This window comes from Chromobacterium sp. W521 (genome assembly GCF_052805975.1).
In genome coordinates, this window is record NZ_JBRBAF010000008.1 from 87,113 (window position 1) to 109,596 (window position 22,484).

The 22,484-nt window shown below is 59.4% G+C and carries 18 protein-coding genes; 5 read left to right on the forward strand and 13 right to left on the reverse strand.

Annotation, left to right across the window (positions count from 1 at the left end; genetic code table 11):
- Nucleotides 1-2: 2 nt before the first annotated feature.
- From folE to ACUXV1_RS14080, 7 genes are all read right to left on the reverse strand, one after another.
- Nucleotides 3-641: a GTP cyclohydrolase I FolE gene (gene folE / locus ACUXV1_RS14050; protein WP_043633360.1), complete on the reverse strand. Its 639-nt coding sequence runs from the start codon at nt 639-641 to the stop codon at nt 3-5.
- Nucleotides 642-864: 223 nt separating this feature from the next.
- A complete protein-coding gene (locus ACUXV1_RS14055) occupies nt 865-2,379 on the reverse strand; it encodes a SpoVR family protein (RefSeq protein WP_043633356.1) in 1,515 nt (504 codons plus the stop codon).
- Nucleotides 2,380-2,547: 168 nt separating this feature from the next.
- Nucleotides 2,548-3,831 (reverse strand): YeaH/YhbH family protein, encoded by a 1,284-nt coding sequence (locus ACUXV1_RS14060; RefSeq protein ID WP_043633352.1) that lies wholly within the window; start codon nt 3,829-3,831, stop codon nt 2,548-2,550.
- Nucleotides 3,832-3,980: 149 nt separating this feature from the next.
- Entirely contained in the window at nt 3,981-5,909 is a 1,929-nt protein-coding gene (locus ACUXV1_RS14065; protein ID WP_043633347.1) for a PrkA family serine protein kinase, read from the reverse strand.
- A 400-nt stretch (nt 5,910-6,309) separates the two neighbouring features.
- Entirely contained in the window at nt 6,310-6,627 is a 318-nt protein-coding gene (locus tag ACUXV1_RS14070) for a PilZ domain-containing protein (protein ID WP_081545720.1), read from the reverse strand.
- Nucleotides 6,614-7,171 carry an NUDIX domain-containing protein gene (locus tag ACUXV1_RS14075; RefSeq protein ID WP_043633343.1) on the reverse strand — a complete coding sequence of 186 codons (558 nt, stop codon included), beginning with the start codon at nt 7,169-7,171 and terminating at the stop codon, nt 6,614-6,616. Before ACUXV1_RS14075 ends, ACUXV1_RS14070 begins: the two co-directional genes overlap by 14 nt.
- A gap of 9 nt (nt 7,172-7,180) precedes the next feature.
- Nucleotides 7,181-7,732 (reverse strand): DUF2062 domain-containing protein, encoded by a 552-nt coding sequence (locus tag ACUXV1_RS14080; protein WP_019100393.1) that lies wholly within the window; start codon nt 7,730-7,732, stop codon nt 7,181-7,183.
- Between the two features lie 198 nt (nt 7,733-7,930).
- On the opposite strand from ACUXV1_RS14080, the gene ACUXV1_RS14085 reads away from it, so the two are divergent.
- A complete protein-coding gene (locus ACUXV1_RS14085; protein WP_446015666.1) occupies nt 7,931-9,715 on the forward strand; it encodes an acyl-CoA dehydrogenase C-terminal domain-containing protein in 1,785 nt (594 codons plus the stop codon).
- A gap of 207 nt (nt 9,716-9,922) precedes the next feature.
- Here the strand turns inward: ACUXV1_RS14085 and ACUXV1_RS14090 are convergent, their stop codons facing one another.
- Entirely contained in the window at nt 9,923-10,372 is a 450-nt protein-coding gene (locus ACUXV1_RS14090) for a hypothetical protein (protein ID WP_446015667.1), read from the reverse strand.
- A gap of 463 nt (nt 10,373-10,835) precedes the next feature.
- Between ACUXV1_RS14090 and ACUXV1_RS14095 the strand changes: the two genes are divergently transcribed.
- Nucleotides 10,836-12,512 carry a DUF6119 family protein gene (locus ACUXV1_RS14095; RefSeq protein WP_446015668.1) on the forward strand — a complete coding sequence of 559 codons (1,677 nt, stop codon included), beginning with the start codon at nt 10,836-10,838 and terminating at the stop codon, nt 12,510-12,512.
- 161 nt (nt 12,513-12,673) lie between these two features.
- Nucleotides 12,674-13,138: a hypothetical protein gene (locus tag ACUXV1_RS14100; RefSeq protein WP_446015669.1), complete on the forward strand. Its 465-nt coding sequence runs from the start codon at nt 12,674-12,676 to the stop codon at nt 13,136-13,138.
- A 776-nt stretch (nt 13,139-13,914) separates the two neighbouring features.
- Here ACUXV1_RS14100 and modA read toward each other — a convergent pair.
- Nucleotides 13,915-14,658, reverse strand: coding sequence for a molybdate ABC transporter substrate-binding protein (modA, locus tag ACUXV1_RS14105; RefSeq protein WP_446015670.1), 744 nt, complete (start codon nt 14,656-14,658; stop codon nt 13,915-13,917).
- Between the two features lie 370 nt (nt 14,659-15,028).
- Nucleotides 15,029-16,411, reverse strand: coding sequence for an aminotransferase-like domain-containing protein (locus ACUXV1_RS14110; protein ID WP_446015671.1), 1,383 nt, complete (start codon nt 16,409-16,411; stop codon nt 15,029-15,031).
- 193 nt (nt 16,412-16,604) lie between these two features.
- Between ACUXV1_RS14110 and ACUXV1_RS14115 the strand changes: the two genes are divergently transcribed.
- Nucleotides 16,605-17,789: an MFS transporter gene (locus tag ACUXV1_RS14115; protein ID WP_446015672.1), complete on the forward strand. Its 1,185-nt coding sequence runs from the start codon at nt 16,605-16,607 to the stop codon at nt 17,787-17,789.
- Nucleotides 17,790-17,924: 135 nt separating this feature from the next.
- Here ACUXV1_RS14115 and ACUXV1_RS14120 read toward each other — a convergent pair whose 3' ends face one another.
- On the reverse strand, nt 17,925-18,431 hold the full coding sequence (locus tag ACUXV1_RS14120) for a hypothetical protein (RefSeq protein WP_196783858.1): 507 nt from the start codon (nt 18,429-18,431) through the stop codon (nt 17,925-17,927).
- 667 nt (nt 18,432-19,098) lie between these two features.
- Here ACUXV1_RS14120 and ACUXV1_RS14125 point away from each other — a divergent pair.
- Nucleotides 19,099-20,784: a S8 family peptidase gene (locus tag ACUXV1_RS14125; protein ID WP_114153886.1), complete on the forward strand. Its 1,686-nt coding sequence runs from the start codon at nt 19,099-19,101 to the stop codon at nt 20,782-20,784.
- A 20-nt stretch (nt 20,785-20,804) separates the two neighbouring features.
- Here the strand turns inward: ACUXV1_RS14125 and dhaL are convergent, their stop codons facing one another.
- Nucleotides 20,805-21,476, reverse strand: coding sequence for a dihydroxyacetone kinase subunit DhaL (dhaL, locus tag ACUXV1_RS14130; protein WP_446015673.1), 672 nt, complete (start codon nt 21,474-21,476; stop codon nt 20,805-20,807).
- Nucleotides 21,470-22,480, reverse strand: coding sequence for a dihydroxyacetone kinase subunit DhaK (locus ACUXV1_RS14135; protein ID WP_446015674.1), 1,011 nt, complete (start codon nt 22,478-22,480; stop codon nt 21,470-21,472). The genes dhaL and ACUXV1_RS14135 overlap by 7 nt, the downstream gene beginning before the upstream one ends.
- Nucleotides 22,481-22,484: the final 4 nt, after the last annotated feature.

The following is a 22,484-nucleotide window of genomic DNA, read 5'->3' on the forward strand; positions in this document are numbered from 1 at the left end:
GCTCAGCGGTGCGGGGCCTGCTTGCACTCGCTGAGAAAACGCGCGCGGTCGGCCTCGCTCACTTCTCCTGCAAAGCCCTGAGTGATCACCGCCTCCGCGCCGCGCCGGTTTTCCCCCAGCTGCAAGCACATCTGCTTGGCCTGGATCACGCAGGCCGCGCCCTTGGCCATGCCGTGCCGCACCAAGGCGTCCGCCACCTCCTGGCAAATCCATTCCTGATAATTCAAACGGTGCGAGATCACGTCGATCAAGCGCGCGATGCGGCCGAACCCGTGCAGCCGCCCGCCGGGAATGTAGGCCACGTGGGCAATGCCCTCAAACGGCACCAGGTGATGCGGACACAGGCTGTGGATGGAGATATTGCTGATGATGACCATCTCGCGGGAGTTGTCTTCAAAGCCGCAGCCCAGCACCTCGCTGGGATCAGCGGCGTAGCCGTCCAGCAAGCGGTCCCGCCAGAACGCGCTGACCCGCTCCGCGGTCCTGCCCAGATGCGGATCGCCTTGCGGCTGAAAGCCGCACGCGGTCAGCAAATCGGTCACCGCGCGCTCAAACGCCTCCTTGTCGAACGGCCGTAACCGCTCCACGCCCACTTTGGGTTCGCGCTCCGGCGCTGGATGATCGCAATGCTGATGGTCCATATCGTCTCCCTTGTGACCGCTGATTCAACGTCCGCTGCGCGCCGGCGGCGCATGGCGCAACGAAAACCGGCCAGCAAATTTGAGCCGGCTCTTGGGCGGCGGCTTCAATCGAAATAGGAATTCGAGAGCGGCCCGGAGGGAAAGTTGCATCCGCCGGCGGCATGAAAAACCCGGGGCGGCGACGCCGGCCCCGGGTTTGCGACTATATCACAGGCCGCCGCCGCTACACGCGCGCGCCTTCCAGATTGGATTTCATCTCATAGCTCTGCTTGACATCGCCATTGCCGTCCACGCTCTCTAGCCTCACATCGAAGCCCCACAACCGGCACACATGCTTGAGCACTTCGTTGGCGCTGTTGTCGTCCAGCGGGCGCCGGTTGTGCATGGTATGGCGCAGCACCAGGCTGCGGTCGCCGCGCACATTGACCGACCACACCTGGATATTGGGCTCGCGCGAACCCAGGTTGTACTGCTCGGCCAGCTTGCCGCGAATGTCGCGGTAGCCCATATCGTCGTGGATGGCGGACACTTCCAGCTTGTCGTCGTGGTCGTCGTCGCGGATGGAGAACAGGCGGAAATCGCGAATCAGCTTGGGCGACAGATACTGCGAAATGAAGCTCTCGTCCTTGAAGTTCTTCATCGCGAACTCCAGGGACTCGCGCCACGGCGTGCCGGCCAGGTCCGGAAACCAGGCGCGGTCTTCATCAGTGGGGGCTTCACAGATGCGCTTGATGTCCTGATACATGGAAAAGCCCAGCGCATACGGGTTGATGCCGTTGTACCAACGCGCCGTCACCGGCGGCTGATACACCACATTGGTGTGGCTCTGCAAAAACTCCATCATGAAACCATCGGTGACCATGCCTTTATCGTACAGACGATTGAGGATGGTGTAGTGCCAGAACGTGGCCCAGCCCTCGTTCATCACCTGAGTCTGACGCTGCGGGTAGAAATACTGCGCCACCTTGCGCACGATGCGCACCACCTCGCGCTGCCAGGGCTCCAGCAGCGGCGCGGATTTTTCGATGAAGTAGAGCAGGTTTTCCTGCGGCTCCGGCGGAAAGCGCGGCGGCGCCTTGTCGCTGCCGTCCTTGTCGCGCTTGGGAATGGTGCGCCACAGGTCGTTGACCTGCATTTGCAGATACTGCTCGCGTTCTTCCTGGCGCGCCTGCTCCTTGGCCAAAGACAGCTTCTGCGGCCGCTTGTAGCGGTCCACGCCGTAGTTCATCAGCGCGTGGCAGCTATCCAGCAACTCTTCCACCGCGTCTATGCCGTAGCGCTCCTCGCACTTGGTGATGTAGCTCTTGGCGAACACCAGGTAATCGATGATGGCCGAGGCGTCCGTCCAGGCGCGGAACAGATAGTTGCCCTTGAAAAAGCTGTTGTGGCCGTAGGCGGCGTGGGCGATCACCAGCGCCTGCATCGTCATGGAGTTTTCTTCCATCAGATAAGCGATGCAGGGGTTGGAATTGATCACGATTTCATAAGCCAGCCCCATCTGGCCGCGCTTATAGCTTTTCTCGGTGGCGACGAAATGCTTGCCGTAGCTCCAGTGGTGATAATTGACCGGCATGCCCACCGAGGCGTAGGCGTCCATCATCTGCTCAGCGGTGATGACCTCCAGCTGATTGGGATAGACATCCAGCTTGAATTCATCCACCGCGATGGCGCGTATCTGCCGGTCATATTCGTTGACCAGGTCAAAGGTCCATTCGGACCCGGTAGAAATGGGTGTCATGTTGCTTCCCCCTTGGCAAGACCGCTCAGAACCTGTTTACGATCTGCTGCGCGTCGGCGATACGGCGTTGAAACCAAGCTCAAAATGCTCATGTACCATGTGTACATTCCGCTTTTTCGCTCGTTTCCGCCTTGTCTCGCCTTAGCTTGCGAGATCATAAACACGTTCTCAGGCGGTGGCGGCACGGCTATTGGCCGGCTGACGCTTGAACAGTTCCCGGAAAACCGGGTAGATGTCGGAAGCCGAACGAATTTTCTGCATTGCGAACTGGCGGTTGCGTTCCTGTACCTTCAGGTATTCGTACCAGAGGTTTTGCGGCTCCCCTTCGGTGATCTCAATGTAGGCGAAGTACTGGCAGTAAGGCAGTAAGTCCTCCTCCATGATGCGGCCGCAGTTGGCGGAATCGCTGTCCCAGTTGTCGCCGTCGGACGCCTGGGCGGCGTAGATGTTCCATTCGCTGCCGGCGTAGCGCTTCTTGACGATCTCCGCCATCAGGTTGAGCGCCGAAGACACCACGGTACCGCCGGATTCGCGCGAGTGGAAGAAATCCTCCTCGCTCACCTCCACCGCGCTGGTATGGTGGCGGATGAACACCACCTCTATCTTTTCGTAATTGCGCTGCAGGAACAGGTAAAGCAGGATGAAGAAACGCTTGGCCATGTCCTTCTTCTGCTCGTCCATAGAGCCGGACACGTCCATGATGCAGAACATCACCGCCTGGCTGGTGGGTTTGGGCTGCTTGACCCGGTTGTTGTAGCGCAGGTCGAACGGGTCTATCCACGGGATGCTGGCAATGCGCTCGCGCAGCCGATGGATGCTCTGCCGTTTTTCGCGGATTTCCAGCGTGTTGTCCTCGTCATCCTCCATCAGGGTGTCGAGTTCCTCCTCCGCGTCGCCCAGCGTGGCCATCGTCGGCGCGGCCATCGCCACTCGCCGCGCCAGCGCGCCGCGCAGCGAGCGCACGATATTGATGTTGGCCGGCGTGCCGTCGTTGGTGTAGCCGGCGCGCACCGTCTTCATCTCCTCAATGCCCATCAGCTGGGTCTTGATCAGATTGGGCAGCGCCAGGTCGTCGAAGAACACGTTCATGAACTCTTCGCGCGACAGCTGGAACACAAAATCGTCCTCGCCCTCGCCGTCCTGGCTGGCCTTGCTGCCGCCACCTCCCCCGCCGCCTTGCGGCCGCGGCAAGCGGTCGCCTTTGACGAACTCCTCATTGCCGGGATGCACGTTTTCCGTCATGCCGCCCTTGCCATGATGGAAAACAGGTTCGGAAATATCCTTTACCGGAATCGAGACCTTCTCTCCGCTCTCGATGTCGGTAATGCTGCGCCCCTTGACCGCCTTGGCGACGGCTTCCTTGATTTGGGCCTTGAAACGGCGCAGAAACCGTTCGCGGTTGACCGCGGACTTGTTCTTGCCGTTGAGGCGCCGATCGATGATGTGGGACATAAGCACCTCGCTTTGCCTGTGCCGGCGGCGGCCGCGCGCTGGCGGCCACCGCCTGACTTGCTGTTGTTATATTATTCACCGCCCGGCGGCGACAGCGGCCGCTTGGGCGATTGCCGGCGCAGCCTGGACGGCGCCGGATCAGCGATGGCTTACGAGGACTTGCGCACTCGCAGATACCATTCGCACAACAGACGCACTTGCTTGGCGGTGTAGCCTTTTTCCACCATGCGGTTGACGAAGTCCTCGTGCTTCTTCGCATCCTCGGCGCTGGCCTTGGCGTTGAAGGAGATCACCGGCAACAGCTCCTCGGTGTTGGAGAACATCTTCTTCTCGATGACCGTGCGCAGCTTCTCGTAGCTGGTCCAGGTGGGGTTCTTGCCGCCGTTGTTGGCCCGCGCCCGCAACACGAAGTTGACGATCTCGTTGCGGAAGTCTTTCGGGTTGGAAATCCCGGCCGGCTTCTCGATTTTCTCCAGCTCCGCGTTCAAGGAAGTGCGGTCGAAGATCTCGCCGGTGTCCTGATCGCGATACTCCTGATCCTGAATCCAGAAGTCCGCGAAGCTGACGTAGCGGTCGAAGATGTTCTGGCCGTACTCGGAGTAGCTTTCCAGGTAAGCGGTTTGAATCTCCTTGCCGATGAACTCCACGTACTTGGGCGCCAGGTACTCCTTCAGGAAGGTCAGATACTTCTGCTCCGTTTCCGCCGGGAACTGCTCGCGCTCAACCTGTTGCTCGATCACGTACAAGAGATGCACCGGGTTGGCGGCCACTTCGCTGTGATCGAAGTTGAACACCTTGGACAGGATCTTGTAGGCGAAGCGCGTGGACAAGCCGCTCATGCCCTCGTCCACCCCCGCGTAATCGCGGTATTCTTGGATGGATTTGGCCTTGGGATCCGTGTCTTTCAGGTTGTCCCCGTCGTACACCTGCATCTTGCTGAACAGGCTGGAGTTTTCCGGCTCTTTCAGCCGCGACAGAACCGCGAACTGCGCCATCATCTTCAGCGTGCCCGGCGCGCACGGCGCGCGGCCCAGCGAAGAGTTGCGGATCAGCTTGTCGTAGATCTTGATCTCGTCCGACACGCGCAGGCAATACGGCACCTTGACGATGTAAATCCGGTCGAGGAAGGCCTCGTTGTTCTTGTTGTTGCGGAACTGCTTCCACTCGGACTCGTTGGAGTGAGCCAGGATCACGCCTTCAAACGGAATCGCGCCAAAGCCCTCGGTGCCCTTGAAGTTGCCTTCCTGGGTAGCCGTCAGCAGCGGGTGCAAGACCTTGATCGGCGCCTTGAACATCTCCACGAATTCCAGCAAGCCCTGGTTGGCCAGGCACAAGCCGCCGGAGTAGCTGTAAGCGTCCGGGTCGTCCTGCGCGTATTTCTCCAGCTTGCGGATATCCACCTTGCCCACCAGGGACGAGATGTCCTGGTTGTTCTCGTCGCCCGGCTCGGTCTTGGCCACCGCGATCTGCTTGAGCACGGACGGATAGCGCTTGACCACGCGGAACTGGCCGATATCGCCGTTGAACTCATGCAGCCGCTTCACCGCCCACGGGCTGGGGATGCTCTTCAGATAACGGCGCGGAATGCCGTATTCCTCTTCCAGCAGCGCCCCGTCCTCGTCGTAGTTGAACAGCGCCAGTGGAGACTCGTTGACCGGGCTGCCTTTCAGGCAATAGAACGGCACCAGCTCCATCAGCTCTTTCAGCTTCTCGGCAATGGACGATTTGCCGCCGCCCACCGGGCCCAGCAAATAGAGGATCTGCTTCTTCTCTTCCAGGCCTTGCGCGGCGTGGCGGAAGTAGGACACCACCTGTTCGATCACCTCCTCGGTGCCGTAGAAATCACGGAACGCGGGATAGACCTTGATGACTTTGTTGGAAAAAATGCGGGACAGACGCGAATCATGTCGAGTGTCCACCAGCTCCGGCTCGCCAATGGCGGCCAGCATGCGCTCTGCGGCGGTGGCGTAAGCGCCGGGGTCTTTCTTGCAGAGCTCCAGGTACTCCTGGATGGTGTACTCCTCCTCACGAGTCTTGTCGTAACGAGCAGCGTAGTGACTGAAGATATCCGGGTGCATGGCTCTCTCCTGGCAGGTAGCAGAGGCGCAAACGACATGCACGCGGCATCCGCTGCTCCCCTTGCTGAATTAGAGTATTCACATTGTTTCCGGCTTTCTTTTTCTGGGTATAGCATAACGCACAGCTTGGCAGGGCAAAACCGCGCCTGCACACAAAATATGAGATCGTGAGCCAGATTCAATACAAGTATTTGAAATGGATGGTGAATTCCGCCAGCTTTTTTTTGTAACGGAAGACGAGCGGCGTGTAAGCGGGGGTAAACGGAAATCGGCCCCAAAAAAAGGCCTTGGTAATCAAACGTTTCCTGCGGGGCCATCGGAAGATTTAGACCAAACCGCCTGACGAATAAAAGAGAAGGGAATATAAAACGTGCCGGAGCCCCGGCGCGGACGGCGGCGATCAGCCTTTGCGCTGCACGATGCGCACGCCGATTTCATAGATGCGGCCGCGCTGCACCTCGTTGCAGCGCTTCACCTCCACCACCGCCTCCAGCGGCTTGCCCGGCATGCCGCCCACGCCCGGCGCCAGCACAATCACGGACAAGCGCTCGCCAAACTGCGGCACAAAGGACGAGCGCAGCGCCATGCCGTCCACCGACAGATCCACGCACTCGCCGTAATGGGTTTCGCCGCTGATCAAAGAACGAATGCGGGCCTTGCAGCCCATGCTGATGCGGCGCCCGCGCCGTCGATCCCGGTAAGGATCAAACGGCGACACCCGGCATCCTCCCGGCCTGATGCGCCGCCAACCAGTGCAGCCCCACGATGGACTTGCTGTCGCAGATCTCCCCGCTCAGCGTCATCTCCATCGCCTGCGCCACCGGCACCGCTAGCACCTCCAGGAATTCGCCCTCGTCCAGCCGGCTGCCCTGCTGGCTCAGCCCCTCCGCCAGGTAATAACTGATGCGCTCGTTGGAATAGCCAATGCACGGATACGCGGTGCCCAGATACGTCCAGCGCTCCGCCGTGTAGCCGGTTTCCTCCAGCAGCTCCCGCCTTGCCGTGGCCGCCGGCACTTCGTCCGGGTCTATCTTGCCGGCGGGAATCTCCACGAACTCGCGGCCGGCCGGGTAACGGTACTGACGCTCCAGCACCAGCTTGCCGTCCGGGGTCAGCGCCAGCACCGCCACCGCGCCGGGGTGCAGAATGTATTCGCGCGTGGACGCCGCGCCGTCCGGCAGCGCCACCTCGTCTTTATGCACCTTGAGAAAACCGCCCTGATACACCAGCTCCGTCGACAACTGCTTTTCAACCAGATCCACAATGACCCCTTAAAGTGTTCTGCAATGCCTGCTTTTCCAGGCGCTGATCACCGCCCAGCGCCACAGCAGCCGCGTCAACGCGTAGCCGATCACGGCAAAGGTCAGGCCCAGCGCCGGCAACCCCACCAGCAAGGGCCAGCCCAGCTCCGCCAGCCAATTCAGGCAGGCGTGCCACCAATCCGGCAAGCTCATCCGGTCCCAATTGGGCGGCGGCGTCATTGTACCCGCAGCCGGATTGCCCAGTAAAAGCTTGCCATAAGCATAAGCCAGAAAATACAGCGGCAATACGGTCAAAGGGTTAGTGTACAGCGTGAACAACACCGCCACCGGCAGATTCACCCGCATCAACAACGCCAGCGCCACCGCCGTCACCTTTTGCGTGGGGCCGGGCATCAGGCCGGCGAACAAACCCACCCCCACCCCCATCGCCACCTTGCGGCGGTTCAACGACCAATACGCTGGCCGGTCCAGGTAAGGCGCCAGCCGGCGCAGGCCCGGCTTTTGAAACCAATGGTGCCGGTAGGCAACCCATTTGCGTACCTTGCGTCTAAACCAAGTCATCTGGAATTTTTTGATCCTTGTGCGCGCTCGTTGCCGTTAAACCACACTCGGCGGCGGGGAAAACGCGAAAAGCTTGTCAAAGCCACGTCGATAATTTAAACAAGCGTTTGAATTGTTGCCGCCCAAGCGCAGGGCGCACCCAAACACGACAGACCTGGCCGGATAGACCAGGCCGCGCAAAACCAACAGGAGAGACCCATGCCTGCATACCAAGCCCCGCTGCGGGATTTCGATTTCGTGCTCCACGAGCTGATCAAGGTACAGGACATCATCCCCACCCTGCCCGGCTACGAAGAAGCCACCCAGGACATCTTCCGCTCCTACCTGGAAGCCGCCGCCCAGTTCTGTGAAAGCGAACTGGCGCCCCTGAACCGCCAGGGCGACGAAGAAGGCTGTCACTACGACAGCTCCACCAAATCCGTCACCACCCCGCCCGGCTTCAAGGAAGCCTACCAGCAATACTGTGAACTGGGCTTCCCCACGCTGGACTGCGACCCGGCCTACGGCGGCCAGGGCATGCCCAAGACGCTGAGCTTCCCCATCATGGAAATGCAGTGCTCCAGCAACGTGGCCTGGTCCATGTACCCCGGCCTGTCCCACGGCGCGTATTCTGCCATTCATGCCCACGGAACCGAAGCGCAAAAAGCGGCCTACCTGCCCAAGCTGGTGGACGGCAGTTGGACCGGCACCATGTGCCTGACCGAACCGCACTGCGGCACCGACCTGGGCCTGCTCAAAACCCGCGCCGAACCCAACGGCGACGGCAGCTACAGCATCACCGGCACCAAGATTTTCATCTCCGCCGGTGAACATGATATGTCCGACAACATCATTCACCTGGTGCTGGCCCGCCTGCCGGACTCGCCCAAGGACGTGAAGGGCATCTCCCTGTTCATCGTGCCCAAATTTCATGACGACGGCAGCCGCAACGCCGTGGCCTGCGGCAGCCTGGAACACAAAATGGGCATCAAGGCCAACGCCACCGCGGTGATCAACCTGGACGGCGCCAAGGGCTATCTGATTGGCGAACCCAACAAGGGCCTGTCCTGCATGTTCACCATGATGAACGCCGCCCGCCTGGGCTGCGGCATGCAAGGCCTGGGCATAGGCGAAGCCTCCTTCCAGGGCGCGCTGGCCTATGCGCGCGAACGCCTGCAAATGCGCTCGCTGACCGGCGACAAATGCCCGGACAAGCCGGCGGACCCCATCATCGTCCACCCGGACGTGCGCCGCATGCTGCTCACCCAGAAAGCCTACACCGAAGCCGGCCGCGCGCTGACCACCCTGCTGGCGCTGCAACTGGACATCGAAGACAAACACCCGGACGCCGACGCCCGCCAGGACGCCGCCGACCTCGTGGCCCTGCTCACCCCGGTGGCCAAGGCCTTCATGACCGACAACGGCTACGAAGCCGCCAACCTGGGCATGCAAGTGTTCGGCGGCCACGGCTACATCCGCGAATGGGGCATGGAACAACTGGTGCGCGATTGCCGCATCTCCCAGATCTACGAAGGCACCAACGGCATCCAGGCCATCGACCTCTTGGGCCGCAAAGTGCTGATGGATCAAGGCCAGAAGCTGCGCAAGTTCACCAAGCAAATCCATAAGTTCTGTCAGGCCAATGAAGGCAACGACAAACTGGCCGACTACGTGGCCCCGCTGTCCAAGCTGCTGAAAGACGTGGGCGAAGTGACCATGGGCATCGGCATGGCCGGCATGCAGAACCGCGACGAAGCCGGCGCGGCCGCCACCGACTACCTGCGCCTGATCGGCCACCTCAGCTACGCCTGGCTGTGGGCGCAAATGGCGGAAGTGGCTCATTCCAAGCTGGGCGGCGGCGAAGACGGCTTCTACCAGGCCAAGATCCTCACCGGCCGCTTCTATATGGCTAAGCTGTTCCCGGAAGTGCACAGCCTGCTGGCCAAGCTCAAGGCCGGCGCCAAGCCGTTGATGGAGCTGCAGGACGAGCACTTCGCGTTCTAAGCCACCTAGAACGTGTTTACGATCTCGCGAGCTAGGGCGAGACAAGGCGAAAACCGTTGAGAAAGCGGAATGTACAAGCGGTACATGAGCATTTCGAAACGGTTTTCAACGCCGTATCGCCGACGCGCAGCAGATCATAAACAGGTTCTTAGAACATGAAACGAAAACGGCCCCTGGGGGCCGTTTCTCATGGGCGACTCCGCCGCGCTAGCGGCCCCGGCCTCGCTTGCGGTAACGCTTCTGCGTTTGCGCCTCCGCCAACTGCTCCAGACACAGATAAAGCTGCTGCACCGCCTCCACATGCTGGGCCAGATCCACACGCTCCACCGCCAGATTCAGCAGCATCTCCAGATAATTGAAGAAGCCCTTGCACAGACCGATGCGGTAGCTCTTATCGGCAAAATCCATATCGCTGGCAATGCGGAACAACAGCCCGCGCGCCGCATGCTGGCGGTTGCACTTCAACAACTGCGCCATATGCGCCGCGTACTGACGACCAATGGCGCAAGCCTCGAAATAATCCTGGGGCTCCGCCGGCTGCCAATAATGCGGATAAGTGCGGCCCGGCACGCGGCGGACAAAGGGCAGACGGAGGTCTTTGGCTTCGCTGGAGGGGAAGCGGTAGCGGGAACGGCGGGGTTTAGAGAAATCAGACATGGGCAACCTCTTACTAGAAGTGCGTGAAAACCAGCGGCTGCCGGTCAGGCAGACACAACGCAAGTTTGGAAAACGTGCTGAAAACAGCACCTCGCCTGCAGTCGATGGGTTCTCACGGCCCAGTACCGGGATGAAACGGCACGGAGGGATTGTTGCTTAGAAGGGGGTGGGGGTCAAGCCACTGAAGCCGATTTAGGGGCTATAAATTTTGTGCCGCTATCAACATTCCAGATGGAGAGGAAGGGCCTGTCGGCCAAAGTAGCTACCCTTCTGCGCAATTCTATAATTTAGGTTTTAAACGTGGAGTGACTCTCATCCTCGATTGTAAAAGTTCATTCTACGATGAGACGTAAACTTAAAATCTGAAAACACAATTTTGTACATTGACATTTGCATAATCGATGCTTTTAATGATATTACAATCACTAATGACATAGAAATCTTAAGATACACAGAGGGCATAATGACAAAGAGTAGATCGTTTTCGATATATCTGCTGAAAGAAGACTACTCAGCTGAAAATGCGCTGCGACTTGACCACACACTAGCCAGCGATGTCATCGCAAACAATCTCCCAGATGCGTCTGTCCTATATATTTTAGATAGCTGTCCACGATCCCCATGGTGGAAGGAGTATTTTTCTATTGAGAAAGAGTTGACTCAGGTTCAAAAAGGCGCATTGATCTTCCTTCCTGTACAGGATCGATGGTTTGCGCTTTCATTTGGTCATGTTGCTCACAACCTCCGAGACACCAGCTATGAGTATGATTTTGGCCTACGAGTTACCCTGAACAGCCTAGACCCCAAAAAGCTAAAAAGTACAGACACTCTTGACCCTGGGGCGGCAAAACGTATGCGTACTCAATTACCTGTTGAGTCAGAATTAACTTTCTTCGACTTTGACCGTGACAGTACGATTTTGAGAAGTCTAACTGGTAAAGTTCGAGATGAGTATAGAGAACTAATCAGACATGCGACAGGAGGCAGCAACCTGAAAATTAGTTCAGATATTTCAGCAGACCAATTAATAGCACTTTGTGACCAGCTTCTTGGGCTTTATAAAAGTGATCAATACAAAATCGCCTTTCCTGCAATCCAAAATATTATCCCGGTACGTGACCCCGAACAAACTAGCATCCTGAATAACCGTTTGCTTCAAGCTTTCCGGGATGGGGATGCTAACCTCACCCTAACGATACCAGATATCATCAACTACAGTGATAATGTCTTTGCCACTTTCTCCGGTGCAGGATCTAGCCTAATCTACGATGATGTCCACATCGATCACTATTTCGAGTATTTGGATAACCGGGGAATAGATCGGGAGACAATTGATCTCGACTTACTGCGCAGCCACAATCTAGTCCTCTCTGACGAGGATGGCAATCCTCGTAATCACTACAGTATCTTTAAGTCTCTTGTTTTTGATCTCTACATTGAGGGAGAAGAAAATCAAAGTTACCACTTTTGTGAGGCCAGTTGGTACAAGGTCGATCGGGACTATGTAGCCCGCCTAAATTTCTACCTCGACCCCCGCTGTGCAGATTGCGATCTTGCCCCATATGCCCATCCAAACGAAGGCGCATACAACGAAGACATCGCGAACAACGATAACTGTTTCATCTGTCTAGACAGGACAAATATTAGCCCAAGCGGCCAAACGCAGGTTGAACCATGTGACCTCCTCAAGCTTATTGGAAATACGGCGACCTTCTATCATGTAAAGATTTCGACACTTTCATCACAGCTCAGCCATCTATTTAATCAAGGCACCAACTCGATCGAGTTGCTTCGCCTAGAGACTTCTGCATTGGAAAAGCTGGAAGACCTTATTCGTGGCAAAACTAATGAAGACCATGCGAACAATCTGATTACACGGATTAAAGAACAGGACTGCCGAGTCGTTTTTGCGGTAATCACCTCTAAGGATGCTGTCGGCAAATCACTCAATTTGCCGCTATTTTCAAGAATCAGCCTCATGCGAAGTATGAAAACGCTTCAACTGATGAATGTTCCTGCTGATCTCATTTTTGTTGCAGATCAATCAGAGGAAAGGGTGGGAAAGAAAAAGAAAAGAAGGAAGCGCACTACACCTATGATAGATGCTGATAACTCGGCAGGAAGTGCCGGGAACATATGAGACCTATGCGAAAAATTGCAAAAAGCCTGACTGAGCGATAGAAGATTATGAGTCACTGCTAACGCCAACTGGTTAACAACCAAAAATCATTTTTAGAATAAATAGACCCAGAACTCAAATAGATCCCGTTACTTGGAAGACCAATGAGGGACTAAACGATTATGACTCACAACTTTGAAAAATTAAAAGACCACATTCTACCACTTTCGATGGCGAAGACCTTCGACATTGCGCGTAGAGAATGGATTTTAGAGGCCGTTGAGATTAGTGAGGTGTTTGATTCTTGCCCTTGTGGACAGACCATTAAAGAACATTGCTATCTTCGCAATACTGTTACCGGCCACCGCACCTATGTTGGCAATGTCTGCGTCAACCGTTTCATTGGCATTGATACCGGTACTATTTTTGATGGCTTGAGACGAATCAAAGAGAATCCTTCAGCCAATGCAAATTTGGCGGTCATTGAGTATGCAGAGACAAGAGGATTCCTATATGCCAAAGAGCCTGGCTTCCTTCGTTCTACCGCACTCAAGCGAAACTTGAGTGCGGCCCAAAAGGCTTGGAAAGAGAGGATCAATCGACGTATTCTGAACCAAATAGTTGTGCAGCGTCGAACACAACGCTAAAAGCGTGCTTGTTAGCCAAGAAGGTAACAAAGCCCACCAGTTAGGTGTGCCTTCTCAAAGTAAAGCTAAGAAGACATAGTCCGCCTAACCACCAACCGACTTTGAGAACTTCACGTTTTCCGGCTCCAACACCCACCCTCTTTGGTCACCACAGACCACCTCCGTGTAAGCATCAACTTTGCCGAATAAGGTCTTACCAACCAGGCAGGATGTACCGGCTTGAATCATGAAGGCCGGCTTGTCTCTTGCATCGTTTACGGCAGCGTAAGCGAGGGTGTCACGGCTTGCGATGGCCCTGTCATTGGATCGGAGCAGCCAGCCAGAGCGACGAGGAATGTCATAAAAAGAGGTCGTTTGATCATCAGGCTTATTTCAACGCCCGCAGCGCTTCCGGATGCTGCACTACCACCCGCAGCAAAGTCTGCGCCGCGCCGGTGAGCATACGCCGGCCTTACTTCCCTTAGCCACGCTATCTGCGCGCCAGATATAGAGAAGGCTGCTTCTCGGCCAATGCGGTCTGCCACCCTATCTGCTGTGAGCGTCTGCTCAGGAGCACATACCGGCCATCTTGGGTTCGAGTGAAGGCGTACTACCGGCCAATCATAGGGCAGGATTGCCTACAAGCGCCGGGTCAGCCCAAGCAGTCATTTGATGTGACTATAAATCCCGGAGCAATTCAGGATGCGCATTACGGCTTGCTCAAGCAGGCTTTCTCAATGGTCTGTCTACGATTTATCGACAGGTTTTGTTAGCCGTTCGAAGCGATACCCGGCACATCATGGCTTACCATACCCGTACTTACTCCAAATTTTCTGCGACCCCGGATCGAACAGTTGCTCGTACAGTTTTCTGGCCGCTGGATGGTTGGCCGCAGGCGTCAGCAACGCGGCGGTCTGTTTGATCGGTGGGTAGGTCTCCGCCGGGATTTCCACCCAGAGCCCCTTGCCCAGATTGGAATGCTTCAGCACTTGGGATTTTGAGACAAAACCGCCCGAGGCCTTGCCGGATGCAACCCACTCCGCTGCGTGCGCCACATCCGGTACTCGGACGAAGCGCGGCCGCAGCCGTTCGGCCAATTGATAGTGGTTCAAACTATACAAGACGGTCTGGCCATAAATACTAGCCTCCGGATCAGGTAACACGATTGTGCCATGACCATCTCGCAGCCACTCCAGCCAATGGTCGCTGCGAAAATCCGCATCCAATGACCACAGCACCAACGATCCCAAAGCATAAATACGCGGCTCGCTCAAACAACGGCCCAGCGCCCTCAGCCGCCGAGTGTATTCCTCGCTCGACGACAGATAAATCTCAAATTCCGCGCCGTTGGCGATTTGCGAGGCCAGCGCCACCGACGGGCCATATGTGACATCGACACCGACGCCCGTTTCCGCGGAGAAGCGCCTGATGATCTCGCCCAAAGCCGGTTCCGTATTGCTGGCGGCGGCCACCCTCACCTGCTCGGCATAGGCGATGGCAGACATGCAAACCAACAGCCACATCGCCAGTATCTTCGACATCTCATGCTCCCAAGCACCGACAATTCAGCATAGGACATGTGCTGTAGACAATATGAACCGGCGACAAAACCTAGTAGACCATGTGAAGCCAGACGGCGCGACACTGGGCTGCCCCTGGCCTAAGAATCTGTTTACGATCTGCTGCGCGTCGTGAAGCGTTGCACGGTGAGTACCAACTCAAAATGCTCATGTACCACCTGTACATTCCGCTTTTTCGCTCGTTTTCGCCTTGTCTCACCTTAGCTCGCGAGATCGTAAACAGGTTCTAAGGACAGTTAGATCAGACGGCTTATTCACAAACAGCCATCGATGCCAATGTATTTTTCATGTAACCACTCCGGCCAAGAAACGTAACTAACCTTCCAAATCATCATTCAGCCTGCGGGCTCCCCAGCCCCTCAAAAAACCCAAGCGCCCGCGCATCGCCGGCATAAGCCACATTGATCCGCAGCCAATCGTTATCCTCGCCGCCGGGCATGAAGCCGCTGCCCGGCGACAACAGGATTCCGCGCTTGGCGGCTTCCGCCTGCATTTCCTTAAAGCTGTGGCGGCCGGTGCGCGCCCAGACGAACATGCCGCCCTGCGGCTCCGCGAACACTTGCCAGCCGTTGGCTTCCAGCGTTTGCAGCGTGGCGGCCATTTGCCGGTTCAGCCGCAGCCGCAGCCTTTGCGTCAGCTTGCGGTAAGCGCCGCTGGACAAGAGCTGGGCCACCACGCATTCCGCAAAGCGCTGGGTGCCGATGCCGGTGTACATCTTGATATTGGCTAGCTGGCGGATCAGTTGCGGCTGGGCCAGCACATAGCCGACGCGCAGCGAGCAACTGAGGGTTTTGGAGAAGCTGGATACGTAGATCACCCGACGCAGCGAATCCAGCGCCGCCAGGCGCACGCCGGGGTGGTTCTGGAAATCCGCGTAGATATCGTCTTCCACAATCAGGAAATCGTGGGCCTCCGCCAGTTGCAGCAGGCGGTGCGCCACCGCCGGCGTCAAACAGGTGCCGGTGGGGTTGTGGAACAGGCTGTTGATGAACAGGCATTTGGGCCGATGTCGGGCCAGGATGGCCTCCAGCGCCGCCAGGTCCGGCCCGTTGCCGGCACGCGGCACCGCCAGCATTTCTACGCCGTGGAATTTCAGCAGGTTGAACAGATTGTAGTAGCCGGGGCTTTCCACCAGCACGGTGTCACCGGGCTTGAGCAGCGCGCGCGCCAGCAGGTCCAGCGCGTGACTGCCGCCGTTGGTGGTGAGGATTTGCTCTTGCTCCACATGGATGTCGATCTGGCGCAGCCGCTGCTGTAGTTGCCGGCGCAAGGCCGGCAGGCCCAGCGGGGTACTGTAGTCGAACAGGTCCGCCGGCTGGCAGCGGGTGATGTGGCGTATGGCGTAGCCCAGTTCTTCCTGGTCGCCCCAGCTGTCCGGCACCCAGCCGCAGCCCAGCTTCAACTGCTCGCCGCTGTCGCTGAACTGTCCCCAGGCCGGCTCCATGGTTTCCCGCCATTCGTTTTCTTCGCGGCCCGGCGGCGCGGCCACGAAGAAGCCGGCGCCGTGGCGCGATTCCAGCAGGCCCAGCGCCACCAGCCGGTCGTAGGCGTCGATCACGCAGGACTGGCTGAGTTGCTGTTCCTTGGCCAGTTGGCGGATGGAGGGCAGCCGGGTGCCAGGGCGGACGCGGCTGCGCCGTATCCAGGCGCGCAGTTGATCGGCGATTTGCTGCGCCAGCGGCTGCCGGCTGGCGCGGTCGAGTTCTAGCCGCATGGCGGGCTCACTGTTTGCTGATAATGAGCAAACAGTTAAGCGCAAATGGCCGCTGCTGTCACTTGTTGTCGTCATGGGTGGGCCGGATAGTGGCGTGTCGTACCCTTTTCATCGCCAGGCCATAGCTTATGACTGTTCCACTGTCCGCCCGCTCTGTTTGCGCTGCCGTTTCCCTTTTGTTCCCGGAGGCCGCATGAACGTACGTCGCCACCCTGCCCGGCTGGCCTTCGGCCTGTGCCTGATCACGTGCGCGGTGAACCTGCAAGCGCCGCTGTACACCACTTACGCGCAGCTAGCCGGCCAGGGCGCGGCGGCCACCGCCACCGCGTTTTCCGCCTATGTGCTGGGGGTGTTGCCGGTGCTGCTGGCGCTGGGCGGCCTGCCGGACCGGCTGGGGCGCAAGCCTTTGATCCTGGCGGCGCTAACGCTGGCAATGCTGGCCACCGCCGTCATGACGCTGTGGCCGCGGCTGGAGGCCCTGGCCGTGGCGCGCTTTCTGCTGGGCTGCGGCACCGCGCTGGCTTCCGCCGCCGGCGCCGCCTATATGAGCGAGCTGATGGCGGAACCGGACGGCCGCCGCGCCACGCTGTGGGTGACGGCCAGCACTTCGCTGGGCTTTGGCTTGGGCGCGGCGCTGACCAGCTTGTGCCTGCTGTGGCAGAGCACGCTGACGCCGGCCAGTTTCTGGCTGCACTTGGCGTTGGTCGGAACGGCGCTGCTGGCGGTGGCCGGGCTGCCGGACCCGGCGCCGCGCGGCCACCATACGCCCATGCTGCGCCCGCCCTATTTCCCGGCCGGCAGCCTGCCTTTCGGCTGCGCCATCCTGTTGGCCTGGGCCGCGGTGGGGCTGGTGATCGCCTTATTGCCGTCGGTATTGGCCGCGCATGGGCTGGCGCGCTGGTCCGGTTTTTCCACCTTCACCGTGATCAGCTGCGGCTTGTTGTTCCAGCCGCTGGCCCGCGCGATGCCGCCCAGCCGGGCCGCCCGCCTGGGCATGTTGGTGCTGCCGCCCAGCTACGCCTTGCTGGCGTGGGGCGCGACTCAGGGTTCGCTGGCGGCGGTGCTCTTGGGCGCGCTGGGCGCGAGCAGCTCCTGCTACGGCTTCACTTATCTGGGCGGCTTGTCCGCGGTAAACGCGCTGGCCGGCGCGGAAAAACCACGCGCCAGCGCCGGTTTCTTCCTGCTGGCTTATATAGGCTTCAGCCTGCCGGTGATCTTCACCGGCTTGCTAGTGGACCGCCTGGGCGCGCCCATGGCCTTGCTGCTGTTCGGCCTGGCGCTGGCCGCCGGCGCAGCCCTGGTTGCCTGGGCGATTGGACGGAGCGCGGCGGCAAGCGCCGCTTTCCCCGCCTTGGCGGCGGCCGGCCGGCGCGATTAGAGCGGCTAACAAAAATCAGTTTTACGGCTGAGGCAAGACGCGCCGACGCAGGCAGTACTTGAGTATGGCAAGTCGGCGCAACGCAGCATCAGGAATTTGTTAGCCACTCTTAGCCGACTAGCCCAGCCAGACTGCTCAGTTCACCGGATAGGCGGTCAGCAAAACCCAACTGCCCTTCACCACCTCAAAATCCAGCTGCACGCTGGAGAACTGCGAGCGGGTCTGCGCGGTGCACCTGCCCGCCGCGTCCGCCGCGGTGCAGCTATAGCCGCCTATCTTGTCCTTCTTCAGCACGCTGTAGACGGTGACGCTCTGGCGGGCGTGGTTGCCGGAACACTGTACCGCGGCGCCGGTGTACTTCTTGGGATCCACGTAGTTGTTCCAGAAGCCGGTGTATTCCTCCACGCTGGTGAACAGAGTCTTGCCCACCTGGCTGGTGCCGGCCGGCGGGGTGGCGCCGTAGATGTGCTGGTTGAGGTGGCCGCCCGCGGCGTTGTTGTTGGCGGACACACCGCTGGTCTTGACGCTGGGGATGGCCCGACATTCTACGGCGTGGGCCAGACTGGGCAGGCCGGCGGCAATCAGCAGCGCGATGGCCATGGACAAGCGGTTAAGGGGGGTTTTCTGGGCGTTTTGGCGCATGGTGAAACTCCTTGTGGTGAATGGGAAGGCCGGATGGCTTTGCCGCTAGCCGCAGGGCGGCAAGGAGGCTTCCGCCAAGACCGCGCAAACATTCGTGGACTCGCTTTTGACACCGCAGCGCTGACATGTGGCGGCGTCCAAATTACTCATACAGCATTATTTATAATTCACCCAAAATGAATGTCAAATGGATTTTTCCAATCAATATGCCGTGCATTTCAGCTAATCGACCAGCCCATGTTCATTGCCCCGCCTCCAGTGGCGGCTAGCCTTGGCGTCTCCGTTGTTGGCCAAGTTTGGCTGGCGAAAAAACGCCATCGCAAAATTGTTCATATTGAAATATTCTCCCAACAGAATATATGATTCGTCATTGTGAAATTAAATCTCAAAGCCCACACTATTTGCCCACCCCCTATATTCACTGCTGATTTTTCTCACTCACAATAGCATCGCTATGTATGCATTTTGTCCTCGCTTTGTTTTTAATGTGCAGATTGGGGAAATTAATATCGAAAACCCAGACTCCAAACCGTGTCCGTCATGATTTACGCATTTGATTGCCACGCATTCTCCGCAGCAATGACACGCAATGCGGCATCAAACGCATGAGATTGACGGCAATTGGTTTTGCCCTGGTTTTTCGCTGAACACCAATGGAGGATTCCCCATGGAAGTCAAATTTGGCAAAAAGAACGAGCCCTCGTTTTTTCTGGAAAAGAGCAAGGATTTAATTGCGGTGCGCACTCGAGACAATCAGCCGATTTCCACCAAGCTCAGCGCTACAATGCCAGCCGGCATCGCCAGTGGCGAATTGGTATTGCAGTTTCCGGATGCGGGTTTGGAGGTGTACCGGGTGCCGCCGGGCCAGCAATCCGTCAATACGCGGAAAACCAGTTTGCGCGGTTTGCCTGAGGTGCGTTTCGCCGGCAGCGCGCTGGTTGACCGGCTCACTGGCGAGCCGGTGATTTACACCGAGAACATATTCATCAAGTTTATTGATTCGCTGGATGAGCAAAGCTGCCTGGCCATCCTCCACGCCGCCGGCCTCACGGTGAAGCAGCGGCCGGCTTACGCCGCCAACGCTTATTTTGCCGCGGCCAAGGAGGGCAGCGGCACGCAGGTGTTTCAAACCGCGCTGGATTTGCTGCGACGCAAGGAGGTGGAGTACTGCCACCCTGAACTGCTGCGCCAGCGCAAGCGGCGCGCCATTCACCCGAATCAGTGGCATCTGAAGAAAACCACGGTCAGTTATCAGGCGGAAATCGACGCCAGCGCCAATGTGGAGGCGGCGCATCGCCTGAGTCAGGGGGAAGGCGTTGTGATCGCGGTGATCGACGACGGCGTGGATATCGAGCACCCGGAGTTTGCCCTGCCGGGCAAGATCGTGGCGCCGGCGGATGTCAGCGATCCCGCCGCCAGCACGGACCCCCGGCCCAAGGAAGCGGGGGACAACCATGGCACGGCGGTGGCGGGCGTGGCTTGCGCCAGCGGCCGCTACGGCGCCAGCGGCGTGGCCCCCAAGGCGCGGCTGATGCCGATCCGCCTGGCCAGCGATTTGGGCTCGATGGCAGAGGCCTTCTCTTTCTTATGGGCGGCCAATCAAGGCGCCGACGTCATTTGTTGCAGTTGGGGACCTAGTGACGGCGCTTGGTTCGACCCGGCCGACCCGCTGCATCACCAGGTGGCGGCCTTGCCTGCAAGTACGCGGCTGGCGATGGATTACGCCGTCCAGCAAGGACGGGGCGGCAAGGGTTGCGTAATCTTTTTTGCGGCCGGCAATGGCAATGAAAGCGTGGATAACGATGGTTACGCCAGCTACGAAAAGGTGACGGCGGTGGCGGCTTGCAATGAGTACAGCCGGCGCAGCATCTACAGCGATTACGGCCATGCGATCTGGTGCGCTTTTCCCAGCGCCGATATTACCCACCCGGACCCGAGCATTCGGCCGGAGCCGGAGCCAGATGGCCGGCCGCCACGCAGCCGCGGCATATGGACTTCGGATCGCAGCGGCGGGGCCGGCTACAATTCTGGCAGCATCGACAGCGGGGACCAGTGGGGCAATTACACCGATGATTTTGGCGGCACTTCCAGCGCTTGCCCCGGCGCGGCCGGAGTAGCGGCCTTGATCCTGGCGGCACATCCGGCCTTGGGCTGGCAGGAGGTGCGCAACATCATCGCGCAGAGTTGCGACAAGATTTCGCACCCTGGCGATGGCGAAGGCGGCCAGTACGATGGCAAGGGCCACAGCCGTTTTTACGGCTATGGCCGGGTGAACGCCGAAAACGCGGTACTCATCGCCAAGCGGCTGGCTCAGGCCGAGCCGCAGCCCGCGCCAGCCCTCTCCGTTGATTGATCCGTCGCGGCGGCGCGCCTTCAGCCGGCAGACGGCTTGACGGCGCGCAGCACAGCCTCCGCCAGGGTGCGCAGCAGTAATTCGCATGACGCGGCCCCGGCGTCCAGTACCCCCACGGAACGCGGGCCCAGGCGGGCGGCGCGCCCCAACCGGGCCTGCATCATCCGGGTGGACTCCAAGCCCTGCGCCGCCGCCGCTTGCATCGCCCGCAGGCACTGCGGCCACCCCTCCCCGCTGGCCAGCGCTTGCTGATAGGCATCCCGCGCCGGCAACAACACGTCAACCAGGGTTTTGTCGCCGGCGCGCGCGCCGCCCATGTCCAGCACCGCCTCCGTGCCGGCGGCCAGCGCCGCGCCGAAGCCAGCGGCATCCAGCCGGGGCCGCGAATCCAGCGTGTCCGCCATGGCCAGGAACAGGCTGCCGTACAGCGGGCCCATCGAGCCGCCGATATCGTCCATCAAGCCGCGAGCCAGCAGCCGCAGCGCCTGCGGCAGCGGCGGCAAGGCCGGCAAGGCGTCCAGCGCTTGCCGGCACAGGCCAAAGCCCTTGTTCATATTGACACCGTGGTAGCCGTCGCCAATCGCGCCATCGATCTCGCTGAGACGGTCGCGCTGACTGCGGATGGCTTCTATCAGCGCTGGCGCCATATGGATGGTGGCGGACCATGACAGGCTCGCGTTCACGCTCAACATGGCAGCGCTCCCACCGTCAAGGCTGGGGATTGGCAGGGGTGGTCCAAGCCGGCGGCCAGTTCCGGCGTCAACTTCATCAGTGTGACACTGGCGCCCATCATCTCAAGCGCGGTGAAATAGTTGCCCACCAGCGGCCGGTTCACCTGTATCCCGCGCGCCTGCAGTTGGGAGAACAGCTCGCCATAGAGAATGTATTGCTCCATTAACGGGGTGGCGCCCATGCCGGACAAGAGCAAGGCCACTTGGTCGCCCCGCTGCAAGGGCAGGTCGGCAAGCAGGGTTTCCAGCATCAGCTCCGCCATTTGTCTGGCGCTGGCGGTGGGCAGAACTTGGACGCCGGGCTCGCCATGGTGCCCTATTCCCACCTCCATCTGACCATCGGCAATGTGGAAATTGGCCTTGCCCGCCGCCGGGATGGTGCAGGCGGACAGGCCGATGCCCATGCTGCGGGTATGGGCGATGGCCTGACGCGCGGCGTCCGCCACCTGTTCCAGGCTGCCGCCCGCCGCGGCGCAGGCCGCTGCGGCCTTCCACATCAGGATTTCACCGGCCACGCCGCGGCGGCGCTCGCTCTCTTGAGCCGGGGCGGAGGGCACGTCGTCGTTGGCCACCACCGCCTCCACCCTGACGCCGGCCTGCTCGGCCAGGCGCATCGCCATTTTCACATTCATATTGTCGCCGGCGTAATTACCGTATAGGCAGACCACGCCCTCGCCGCCGTCGGCGGCGGCGAAAGCGTCGGCAAAGCTCTTGGCGCTGGGCGAGGAGAACACCTCGCCTACGGCCACGGCGTCCAGCAGGTGGCGACCCAGGTAGCCAAGAAATGCCGGCTCGTGACCGGAGCCGCCACCGCTGACGATGCCGACGCGGCCGGGCGCGCCGGCGTAGATGGATTTGATCACGCGCGGGTTGGCGGTGGCGGCGACACGGTCGCCATGCGCGGCCAGAAAGCCGATCAACATGTCTTCGACCATGCGATCGGGATGATTGAGGATGCGGTTCATGGTG

Excerpts from the sequence above, each read along its gene's own strand:
- ACUXV1_RS14110 (WP_446015671.1), bottom strand. The coding sequence starts at position 16,411 with ATGCGGCTAGAACTCGACCGCGCCAGCCGGCAGCCGCTGGCGCAGCAA.
- ACUXV1_RS14060 (WP_043633352.1), bottom strand. The coding sequence starts at position 3,831 with ATGTCCCACATCATCGATCGGCGCCTCAACGGCAAGAACAAGTCCGCG.
- dhaL (WP_446015673.1), bottom strand. The coding sequence starts at position 21,476 with ATGTTGAGCGTGAACGCGAGCCTGTCATGGTCCGCCACCATCCATATG.
- folE (WP_043633360.1), bottom strand. The coding sequence starts at position 641 with ATGGACCATCAGCATTGCGATCATCCAGCGCCGGAGCGCGAACCCAAA.
- ACUXV1_RS14135 (WP_446015674.1), bottom strand. The coding sequence starts at position 22,480 with ATGAACCGCATCCTCAATCATCCCGATCGCATGGTCGAAGACATGTTG.
- ACUXV1_RS14115 (WP_446015672.1), top strand. The coding sequence starts at position 16,605 with ATGAACGTACGTCGCCACCCTGCCCGGCTGGCCTTCGGCCTGTGCCTG.
- ACUXV1_RS14090 (WP_446015667.1), bottom strand. The coding sequence starts at position 10,372 with ATGTCTGATTTCTCTAAACCCCGCCGTTCCCGCTACCGCTTCCCCTCC.
- ACUXV1_RS14120 (WP_196783858.1), bottom strand. The coding sequence starts at position 18,431 with ATGCGCCAAAACGCCCAGAAAACCCCCCTTAACCGCTTGTCCATGGCC.
- ACUXV1_RS14065 (WP_043633347.1), bottom strand. The coding sequence starts at position 5,909 with ATGCACCCGGATATCTTCAGTCACTACGCTGCTCGTTACGACAAGACT.
- ACUXV1_RS14125 (WP_114153886.1), top strand. The coding sequence starts at position 19,099 with ATGGAAGTCAAATTTGGCAAAAAGAACGAGCCCTCGTTTTTTCTGGAA.
- ACUXV1_RS14100 (WP_446015669.1), top strand. The coding sequence starts at position 12,674 with ATGACTCACAACTTTGAAAAATTAAAAGACCACATTCTACCACTTTCG.
- ACUXV1_RS14085 (WP_446015666.1), top strand. The coding sequence starts at position 7,931 with ATGCCTGCATACCAAGCCCCGCTGCGGGATTTCGATTTCGTGCTCCAC.
- ACUXV1_RS14095 (WP_446015668.1), top strand. The coding sequence starts at position 10,836 with ATGACAAAGAGTAGATCGTTTTCGATATATCTGCTGAAAGAAGACTAC.
- ACUXV1_RS14055 (WP_043633356.1), bottom strand. The coding sequence starts at position 2,379 with ATGACACCCATTTCTACCGGGTCCGAATGGACCTTTGACCTGGTCAAC.
- ACUXV1_RS14080 (WP_019100393.1), bottom strand. The coding sequence starts at position 7,732 with ATGACTTGGTTTAGACGCAAGGTACGCAAATGGGTTGCCTACCGGCAC.
- modA (WP_446015670.1), bottom strand. The coding sequence starts at position 14,658 with ATGTCGAAGATACTGGCGATGTGGCTGTTGGTTTGCATGTCTGCCATC.